This is a genomic window from Roseateles sp. FW305-36, assembly GCF_058787015.1.
The window spans coordinates 1-2,124 of the sequence record NZ_JBYSZK010000040.1 but is presented as its reverse complement, the minus strand read 5'-3'; the positions used below and the strand labels follow the sequence as shown (position 1 = coordinate 2,124).

Annotated in this window: 1 protein-coding gene and 1 pseudogene; both read left to right on the top strand. The window is 65.2% G+C overall.

Going from position 1 to position 2,124, the window contains the following annotated elements; all coding sequences use genetic code 11:
• Positions 1 to 855, top strand: an 855-nt coding sequence (locus tag AC3WOE_RS30420; RefSeq protein ID WP_492696277.1) for a toxin TcdB middle/N-terminal domain-containing protein, incomplete at its 5' end; no start/stop codon positions are given.
• Between the two features lie 160 nt (positions 856 to 1,015).
• A pseudogene (locus AC3WOE_RS30415) lies at positions 1,016 to 2,124 on the top strand (hypothetical protein); the annotation flags it as partial.

Here is a 2,124-nt window from a genome sequence, read left to right as displayed (position 1 = left end):
GACCCTATGCCGCCGGACCAGCTGGTTTCAGTGACGAGCTCGACTGGCGCCAAGACCACGATTGGCTACACGAACCTGAGCAACTCGTCGGTGTTCGCCAGCGACATGGGCACTGCCAAAGCCGGTGTCTACCCGGTGCTGGACTTCACGCCGAGCATGAACGTCGTGTCCAGCGTCACGACGGACTCGGGCGTGGGCACGGCCACCGTGCAGACCCGCTTCGGCTATGCAGGCTCCAAGGTTGAGATCAACGGCCGAGGCTTCCTGGGCTTCCGCGAGATCCGCCAACAAGCGGATGCGCCTGACGGCACGAGCAAGCTGACCAGCGTCAAGCAACTGGTTCAAAAGCACCCCTACATCGGCTCGGTGGCGGTGTCGGAGACTTACCAGGGTCCCTTGAGCGCCATGAACGCGCCGCAGACCGGCACGCTGCTGAGCCGCGTCGAAAGCACTTACTGCGACACCTATGCCGCGGCCGGTGCCGAGAACAGCGCCAGCTTCAGCGCACCGTGCCCGGTGAGCAGCAAGCTGCAGCGCCCTTATCTCTTCAAGAGCGTGCAAAGCGGCGTGGACCTGGCGGGTTATGCCACGCCCACCACGACGACCACGCAGAGCTATGTGGGTGGCTACCTCTCCAGCGTGCTCGTGCAGACCCAAGGCAACGGCCCGGCCGGCACCGAGAACTTCAGCAAGCAAACCGGCTACCTGTACTTCCCTGACGACATCAGTGGGGAGAACTGGAAGGTCGGCCGTGTGCAGAAGAGCACCACGAGTTCCACCGTGCCCAACAGCCTGAGTGCCATCCCGACGACGGCGGGCAATCAACCCAAGGCCAGCGCCACTACGGGCCAGTGACGAGGCGAGGGCCTCGCAAAAACAACCAACAAAGCCAGATCGAGCGCACAGGCTCGGTCTGCGACTGAAGCAGGGAGTGAGTGATATGCGCATAGAGACGCTGAAGCGCGGGAAGCGCCGTGCAAGCGACAGGTCGGCCTGCCTGAATGCCGGTCTTGCCGTGTTGGCCCTAACGCTGGGGCTGCCGGCCCAAGCGCAGACCCCTGCCAACCCCTACAGCTATGGCCGCAGCGTCAGCTACACCTACGACGCGGTCGGGCGCGTGGCCACCGAGACCGTCGAGCCCGACAACCCGGCGCTGTGCGCCGTCACTACCTACGGCTACGACGCCTACGGCAACAAGAACAGCACCACGGTCGCCAACTGCGCAGGTGCCATCCCCACGCGCCAGCAGTTCGCGACCCGCACGGCCAGCGCTGAATATGCCCCTGCCGTATCCCCCGCCGCCACCATCAACGGGGTGACCTTCTACTTGCCCAAGGGCTTGTTCCCGTTCAGCACCACCAACGCGCTGGGGCATATCGACAAGTTCGAATACGACCCGCGCTTCGGCGCCATCACCAAGAGCACGAGTGCTGGCGGCCTGGTCGCCAGCACGACCCTGGACGACTTCGGCCGCAAGACCCGCGTGACCGGTCCCGATAGCACCTCCACCATCTATCGCTATTGCTACATCGTCGGCCGCGTCAGTGACCTCACGAGCAACACCGCTGGTTGCGACACCAGCGTGCCTGCCGCAGCGCCCGCGGATGCGGTGAGTTATGTGCACAGCGAGCCGCGCGACACGGCCGACGCCAAGATGGGCCCCTACAGCCGCGTCTACGTGGACCGGTTGGGCCGCGAGATCCGCAGCGTCACAGAGAGCTTCGACGGTCCGAGCCAGCCCGCGAACCTGGCAGCCAGCCTCATCGTCAAGGACACTGTCTACAGCGCCCAGGGCTCCAAGCTCATGGAGACGCAGCCCTACTTCCTGGCCACGGGCTCCAGCACAGCCACGGGATCCCAGGACGTCGGCGTGACCCTCACGCGCTATGACGTCCTCGGCCGCCCGACGGTGCTCTTCACCGCCGACCCCAACGGCCTGGGCGGCAGCGGCTACAGCTTCAACCGTGATGGTGGCAGCTTCGGCTACGCCAACTACGGCAGCCGCACCATCAGCTCCACGCGCTACAACTACGCCGGCCTGAGCACCACCCTCATCAACGACAAGGGTCAGCAGCGTGTCGACGAGAAGAACGCCATCGGCCTGCTTGTCCGCGTGACCGACGA